Raw genomic sequence first — 6,626 nt, 5'->3', positions numbered from 1 at the left:
TTGTCACTTCCTTGAACATACGCTGCAAGTGCCACTTGGAGTAGCCCGCTTTCAACGCGACGTTATCTAATGAAAGGGGTTGATCCAGATGGCTCTCCAGCCAGACAAGCAAATCGCGAATGATACCGGCTTGGTCCATAAAACATCCTCATAACTCTCTGGTGGCGCAACTATGAAGTCGTCGAATAATAGCACGAAATGCACAAAAGCGTGGGGGCGGTTTGTCAATCGGCTGTGCTAAATCAATGCGGGTTACAACCCGTTTAGGTTTGGTTCCGGGTTCGATTGACAGTACATTACAGTCTCATCTATTCGATTGGCAATGGTAACTCAATGACAATAACTCGCTTTCTTATAATCACGCTTGCAACTTGTCTCTTCAGCGCGGGCGTTCAGGCCGAGGAAATCGGCTCGGTAGACACGGTTTTCAAGATGTTTGGCCCCGACCATAAGATCGTGGTGGAAGCCTTCGACGACCCCGACGTAAAAAATGTAACCTGTTATATCAGCCGGGCGAAAACCGGTGGGATCAAGGGCGGATTAGGTCTGGCGGAAGATACTTCCGACGCAGCCATCTCCTGCCAGCAGGTTGGGCCTGTAGAGCTTAGCGATAAAATCGCACAAGGCAAGGCGCAAGGAGAAGTGGTCTTCCAAAAGCGCACTTCATTGGTATTTAAGAAGCTGCAGGTGGTGCGCTTCTATGATCAAAAACGTCATGCGCTGGTTTACCTGAGCTACTCAGATAAAGTGGTGGACGGTTCGCCGAAGAATGCGCTGAGCGCGGTGCCAATCATGCCGTGGCATTGAGGCATAAAAAAACGCCCTGATGGGCGTTTTTCTTTTACTGCAGCAAACTTAATCCTGCAATTCACCACAGAAGCGATACCCTTCGCCATGAATGGTGGCGATGATTTCTGGCGTATCCGGGGTGGATTCGAAATGCTTACGAATGCGGCGGATGGTGACATCCACGGTGCGGTCATGCGGCTTCAGCTCACGACCCGTCATCTTCTTCAGCAGATCGCCACGGGTTTGAATCTTGCCCGGGTTTTCGCAGAAGTGCAGCATCGCGCGGAACTCACTGCGTGGCAGCTTATACTGTTCACCGTTCGGGCTGATCAGTGAGCGGCTGTTAATATCCAGCTCCCAGCCGTTAAAGCGATAGCTTTCAACCGCGCGACGTTCTTCACTTGGCATCGCCAGATTCATGGTGCGCGATAACAGGTTGCGTGCACGAATCGTCAGCTCACGTGGGTTAAACGGTTTAGTGATGTAATCATCGGCGCCAATCTCCAGGCCGAGGATTTTATCTACTTCGTTATCACGACCTGTCAGGAACATCAGCGCAACGTTTGCTTGTTCACGCAATTCGCGTGCCAGCAGCAAACCGTTTTTGCCTGGCAGGTTGATATCCATGATCACCAGATTGACGTCATTTTCCGTCAAAACCTGATGCATCTCGGCGCCGTCGGTGGCTTCATAGACCACGTAACCTTCCGCCTCAAAAATACTTTTGAGGGTGTTACGCGTGACCAGTTCGTCTTCAACGATAAGAATGTGCGGGGTCTGCATGTTTCGCTACCTAAAATTTGCCAACAAATCGAAAACAGGGCGTACGATGGCTGCGTTTACTGTTCATCAAAACAGCGTGCCTTACGCAACCGGTGTACGAAATAATCTTCGGAATACACCATCCATCTATGTCAACTTCAGTGTTAGCTCAGCCAGTCAGGATGAATATTTGCGTGCCCCGTGGGTATCGGACTGGCGCTTATCCTAACCGTATTAACAGCAACCTAACAGCACCAACAACAACCGATAAGCATAAAAACAACGCTTCGTTGACTTATATCAAATGCAAGTGTAGCACGTTAACACTTTTATGAAAAACTTCTCCAGGAATGCCAGCTTAGCTCACAAAAAGCAGCATTTTTGCTACATTTTGGCTGCATAACGGTAAAACTAAAACCTGCAGGAAATAATATTTTAATAATATGAAAAACAATAGATTTATATTAATTAAGCGTGGAAATTTTAGTTATATCCCACAATATCTTCTCCCCATCGCTTTTATCCTCTTTTAACATCCTTAACATCTTATTTTCTCTTGTCCGTGCGGTTGGTATTTTTGCCACTGCATGCCAACATAGGGCGAGTTGTTAACCGTTCGATGGAAAAATCATGCATTTCCCCCTAATCCTTGTCTCACCCGCCCGTCCGGAAAATATCGGCGCGGCCGCTCGTGCCATGAAAACCATGGGTTTTAGCGAACTGCGTATTGTCGCCAGCGATGCCTGGCAAGACCCGGCTGCGCGTCGTGTAGCGCACGGTGCCGGTGAGATTCTCGATAATGTTAAAACCTACGCCACGCTGAGTGAGGCGCTGGCCGATGTCGATTTCTCGGTCGCCACCACCGCCCGCAGTCGTGCGAAGTTCCGCTACTACGCCACGCCGGCGCAAGTCGAAACCATTCTGCAGGAGAAGCGCCAGTGGCTGAGCCGAATCGCGCTGGTATTTGGTCGTGAGGACAGTGGCTTAACCAATGAAGAGCTGGATCAGGTCGATCTGCTGACCGGCATTCCAATGGCCAATGATTACCCTTCACTCAACCTCGGACAGGCGGTGATGGTGTACTGCTATCAGCTGTCGGCGCTGAATCAGGTCGCGGCAGAAGTGAAAGAGGTGGCGAACGAACATCAGCTGCAGGCGCTGCGCGAACGTTTCCATCAGCTGCTGGTGAAACTGGAAGTGAGCGACGATGCCAAAATGGCGGACTGGATCGATCAGCGCATTGGCCTACTGGAACAGCGCGATAGCGCCATGCTGCATCGTCTGCTACATGATGTAGAAAAAAAACTTATAGATAAATAATCGGTGAATATCGTTTTTAATAGTGACTGATCGGGAAACAGGGCGTTCAGTCGAACGATCCTAATATGTTTTACGCGCAGACACCGAACTCTGCGCAGTCGCCTTAAAATGGCGGCTAAGACAAATTCGTTGACTTAACGTGCGCTTTGCTTTACTTCTGGAAGGCAGACGGACAAGACAAACACAGACAGAAAAAATCTCAATGCGTAATCACAGCCTGAACACCACAATTATTATTACCACCACCATTACCACAGGTAACGGTGCGGGCTGACGCATACAGGAAAAACAAAGAAAAAAGCCCGCACCTAAACAGTGCGGGCTTTTTTTTCGGCAAAAATTCAGGAGAGCTTCAATCATGCGAGTGCTGAAATTCGGCGGAACCTCAGTAGCCAATGCGGAACGTTTTCTCCGCGTGGCAGATATTCTGGAAAGCAACGCGCAACAGGGACAGGTTGCCACCGTGCTCTCTGCGCCAGCGAAAATCACCAATCATCTGGTGGCGATGATTGAGAAAACCATTAGCGGCCAGGACGCACTGACGAATATCAGCGATGCCGAACGGATTTTTGCCGACCTGCTGCAGGGCCTGGCGGAGGCTCAGCCGGGCTTTGATTACGATGGCCTGAAAACCCGCATTGAGCTGGAATTTGCCCAGCTGAAACAGGTGCTGCACGGCATCAGCCTGCTGGGCCAGTGTCCGGATGCGGTGAATGCCGGCATTATCTGTCGTGGTGAGAAGCTCTCTATCGCCATCATGGAAGCGCTGCTGCAGGCGCGCGGCCACAAAGTCACGGTGATCGACCCGGTGGAGAAACTGCTGGCTGTTGGTCACTACCTCGAATCCACCGTGGATATCGCCGAGTCAACCCGTCGCATCGCGGCCAGCCAGATCCCAGCCGATCACATGATCCTGATGGCCGGTTTTACCGCCGGTAACGAGAAGGGCGAACTGGTGGTGCTGGGCCGTAATGGCTCTGACTACTCGGCGGCGGTGCTGGCTGCCTGCTTGCGTGCGGACTGCTGCGAGATCTGGACTGACGTAGACGGTGTTTACACTTGCGATCCACGCCAGGTGCCGGATGCGCGACTGCTGAAGTCGATGTCCTACCAGGAAGCGATGGAACTGTCTTACTTCGGCGCGAAAGTCCTTCATCCTCGCACCATTGCCCCGATTGCCCAGTTCCAGATTCCTTGTCTGATCAAAAATACCGCCAACCCGCAAGCACCCGGCACCTTAATCGGTGGGGAAGGCGAGTTGGATGAGAACCCGGTGAAAGGCATCACCAACCTGAATAATATGGCGATGTTTAACGTCTCCGGTCCTGGTATGAAAGGCATGGTCGGCATGGCAGCACGCGTGTTTGCCGCGATGTCGCGCACCGGCATCTCCGTGGTGCTGATCACCCAATCCTCTTCTGAATACAGCATCAGTTTCTGCGTACCGCAGAGCGAGCAGGCGCGTGCGCGCCGTGTATTGGAAGAAGAGTTCTATCTGGAGCTGAAAGATGGCCTGCTGGATCCACTCGATGTGCTGGAGCAGCTGGCGGTGATTTCCGTGGTCGGCGATGGCATGCGCACCTTGCGCGGCATTTCCGCCAAATTCTTCTCGGCGCTGGCGCGTGCCAACATCAATATCGTGGCGATTGCGCAGGGTTCCTCTGAGCGTTCCATCTCGGTGGTGGTGAGCAATGATGAAGTGACCACTGGCGTGCGCGTGGTGCATCAGATGCTGTTCGCCACCGATCAGGTGATCGAAGTGTTCGTTGTCGGTGTCGGCGGTGTCGGCGCGGCGTTGCTGGAGCAGCTGCATCGTCAGCAGGCGTGGCTGAAAGAGAAGCACATCGATCTGCGCGTGTGCGGTATCGCCAATTCTCGCGCGCTGTTAACCAATGTGCACGGCATCGATCTCAGCGACTGGAAAGGCGCGCTGAGCGAAGCCAAAGAGCCGTTCAATCTCGGTCGTCTGATGCGTCTGGTAAAGGAGTATCACCTGCTGAACCCGGTGATCGTGGACTGTACTTCCAGCCAGGCGGTGGCCGATCAGTATGCCGATTTCCTCGCTGAGGGCTTCCACGTGGTGACGCCTAACAAGAAGGCCAACACCTCATCCTGGAACTATTACCAGCAGATGCGTGCGGCAGCGGCCAAGTCGCGCCGTAAGTTCCTGTACGACACCAACGTCGGTGCTGGTCTTCCGGTGATCGAAAACCTGCAAAACTTGCTGAATGCGGGTGATGAGCTGATCAAATTCTCCGGTATCCTCTCCGGTTCGCTCTCCTTTATCTTCGGTAAACTGGATGAAGGCGTATCGTTATCAGAAGCCACCAAAACAGCCCGTGAGATGGGCTTTACCGAACCGGATCCGCGTGACGACCTCTCCGGTACCGATGTGGCGCGTAAACTACTGATTCTGGCGCGTGAAGCGGGTCATCAACTGGAGCTGAGCGATATCGAGATTGAGCCGCTGCTGCCAGCTGAACTCACCGACATCGCTGACGTCGAGCAGTTTATGGCCCGCCTGCCGGAACTGGATGATGCTTTTGCCGCCCGCGTTGCCAAAGCGCGTGATGAAGGTAAAGTGTTACGCTTCGTCGGCGCCATTGAAGAAGGCGGCGTCTGCAAAGTGAAAATCGATGCGGTGGACGGTAACGATCCGCTGTACAAAGTGAAGAACGGCGAGAACGCGCTGGCGTTTTACAGCCGCTATTATCAGCCGATCCCGCTGGTTCTGCGTGGATACGGCGCGGGGAATGATGTCACAGCGGCCGGCGTGTTTGCCGACTTGCTGCGTACACTGTCGTGGAAGTTGGGAGTTTGATGATGGTAAAAATTTATGCACCGGCCTCAATAGGTAACGTCAGCGTCGGCTTTGATGTGCTGGGCGCGGCGGTTTCGCCGGTGGATGGCACCCTGTTGGGTGACTGCGTATCGGTAGAAGCGGCCGACAGCTTCAGCCTGGTGAACACCGGGCGCTTTGTCAGCAAGCTGCCAACCAATCCGCAAGAGAACATCGTTTATCAGTGCTGGGAACGTTTCTGCCAGGCGATTGGTAAAGAAGTGCCTGTCGCGATGACACTGGAAAAGAATATGCCGATCGGTTCCGGTCTGGGTTCCAGCGCCTGCTCGGTGGTGGCCGGTTTGATGGCGATGAACGAGTTTTGCGGCAAACCGCTAAACGATACCGAACTGCTGGCCTTGATGGGCGAGCTGGAAGGGCGTATTTCCGGCAGCGTGCACTTTGATAACGTCGCGCCTTGCTTCCTCGGCGGTGTACAGCTGATGATTGAAGAAAACGGTATCATCTCACAGGATGTGCCGTGCTTTGATGACTGGCTGTGGGTGATGGCCTATCCAGGCATTAAAGTCTCAACCGCTGAAGCACGCGCGATTCTGCCTGCGCAGTACCGCAAAGACGATGCCATCAAGCATGGCCGTCTGTTAGCGGGCTTTATTCACGCCTGTCATACCCGCCAGCCGCTGCTGGCGGCTAAACTGATGCAGGATGTGATTGCAGAACCTTACCGCACCAAACTGCTGCCGGGCTTCGCTGAGGCGCGCCAGGCGGCTGCCGACATCGGTGCGTTGGCCTGTGGTATTTCGGGCTCCGGCCCGACACTTTTCGCCGTTTGCAACGAGATGGCAACGGCACAGCGGATGGCAGACTGGCTGAGCCAGCACTATCTGCAGAACGATGAAGGCTTCGTCCATATCTGCCGTCTTGATACGGCTGGCGCACGTAACTTGGGATAACG

The 6,626-nt window shown here is 53.4% G+C and carries 6 protein-coding genes, 1 pseudogene and 1 other annotated feature; of the genes and pseudogenes, 5 read left to right on the top strand and 2 right to left on the bottom strand.

What is annotated here, in order from left to right:
• Nucleotides 1-139 (bottom strand): annotated as a pseudogene (locus tag H7A81_RS13570) (MDR efflux pump AcrAB transcriptional activator RobA); the annotation flags it as partial.
• Between the two features lie 194 nt (nt 140-333).
• Here H7A81_RS13570 and creA point away from each other — a divergent pair.
• Nucleotides 334-807 (top strand): protein CreA, encoded by a 474-nt coding sequence (creA, locus tag H7A81_RS13565; protein ID WP_034826184.1) that lies wholly within the window; start codon nt 334-336, stop codon nt 805-807.
• A gap of 48 nt (nt 808-855) precedes the next feature.
• Here creA and arcA read toward each other — a convergent pair whose 3' ends face one another.
• Nucleotides 856-1,572, bottom strand: a complete 717-nt coding sequence (gene arcA, locus H7A81_RS13560) for a two-component system response regulator ArcA (protein ID WP_034826183.1) — start codon at nt 1,570-1,572, stop codon at nt 856-858.
• A gap of 609 nt (nt 1,573-2,181) precedes the next feature.
• On the opposite strand from arcA, the gene H7A81_RS13555 reads away from it, so the two are divergent.
• The 4 genes from H7A81_RS13555 to thrB all read left to right on the top strand — a co-directional run bounded on the left by H7A81_RS13555 (nt 2,182) and on the right by thrB (nt 6,624).
• Nucleotides 2,182-2,871, top strand: a complete 690-nt coding sequence (locus H7A81_RS13555) for a tRNA/rRNA methyltransferase (protein ID WP_038649173.1) — start codon at nt 2,182-2,184, stop codon at nt 2,869-2,871.
• A 202-nt stretch (nt 2,872-3,073) separates the two neighbouring features.
• On the top strand, nt 3,074-3,145 hold the full coding sequence (gene thrL, locus H7A81_RS27540) for a thr operon leader peptide (RefSeq protein WP_128601299.1): 72 nt from the start codon (nt 3,074-3,076) through the stop codon (nt 3,143-3,145).
• Nucleotides 3,081-3,203, top strand: a sequence feature (Thr leader region). (Overlaps the previous gene by 65 nt.)
• A gap of 26 nt (nt 3,204-3,229) precedes the next feature.
• Nucleotides 3,230-5,692 carry a bifunctional aspartate kinase/homoserine dehydrogenase I gene (thrA, locus tag H7A81_RS13545; protein WP_160869754.1) on the top strand — a complete coding sequence of 821 codons (2,463 nt, stop codon included), beginning with the start codon at nt 3,230-3,232 and terminating at the stop codon, nt 5,690-5,692.
• A gap of 2 nt (nt 5,693-5,694) precedes the next feature.
• Entirely contained in the window at nt 5,695-6,624 is a 930-nt protein-coding gene (thrB, locus tag H7A81_RS13540) for a homoserine kinase (protein ID WP_045815960.1), read from the top strand.
• Nucleotides 6,625-6,626 lie beyond the last annotated feature (2 nt).

This window comes from Pantoea sp. ME81 (assembly GCF_903970985.1).
Classification (GTDB): domain Bacteria; phylum Pseudomonadota; class Gammaproteobacteria; order Enterobacterales; family Enterobacteriaceae; genus Pantoea; species Pantoea communis.
Note: the sequence above shows the minus strand (reverse complement) of the source record. Positions and strands in the feature narration are given on the sequence as shown.